General features: G+C 64.4%; 1 protein-coding gene. It reads right to left on the bottom strand.

Annotated features, from left to right (window positions below):
* Positions 1-579, bottom strand: a 579-nt coding sequence (locus KUM32_RS37650; protein ID WP_217146330.1) for a L,D-transpeptidase, incomplete at both ends; no start/stop codon positions are given.

The raw sequence follows: 579 nt of genomic DNA, 5'->3' as shown, positions 1-579 counted from the left end.
TTCCAGTCCATGTTCCAGCCGTTGAGCCCGTTGTCCGGCTTGATGGTCTTGTCCGGGGAGTTCTTCATCACGACGACGTCGCCGAGGATGGTCTGCTCGTAGAACCAGGCGCCGTCCTGCGAGGGGTCGCCCGCGCCCTTGGCGTCGTTCAGGCCGATGCAGCCGTGGCTCGTGTTGGCGGCGCCGAAGATCGAGTCGGAGCCCCAGTAGTTGCCGTGGATGAAGGTGCCCGACGTGGACAGCCGCATGGCGTGCGGCACGTCCTTGATGTCGTACTCGCCCTTGCCGTCCTTGCCGGTGAAGCCGACGGTCGAGCCGTCCATCCGGGTCTCCTTGAACTTCTCGGAGATCACCATCTGGCCGTTGTACGTCGGGTTCGCCGCGCTGCCCGCGGAGATCGGGATGTCCTTGATCTTCTTGCCGTCGCGGACCACGGTCATCCGCTTGGTCTTCGCGTCCACCGTGCTGACCTGCGAGCGGCCGATCTTGAAGTTGACGGTCTTGTCCTGGACGCCCTTGACGCCGTTGGACGCCTCGACGCCGTCGAGCTTCATCTTCATCGTCACCTCGGACCCGGCT

This window comes from Streptomyces sp. AC627_RSS907, from assembly GCF_019049165.1.
Note: the sequence above shows the minus strand (reverse complement) of the source record. Positions and strands in the feature narration are given on the sequence as shown.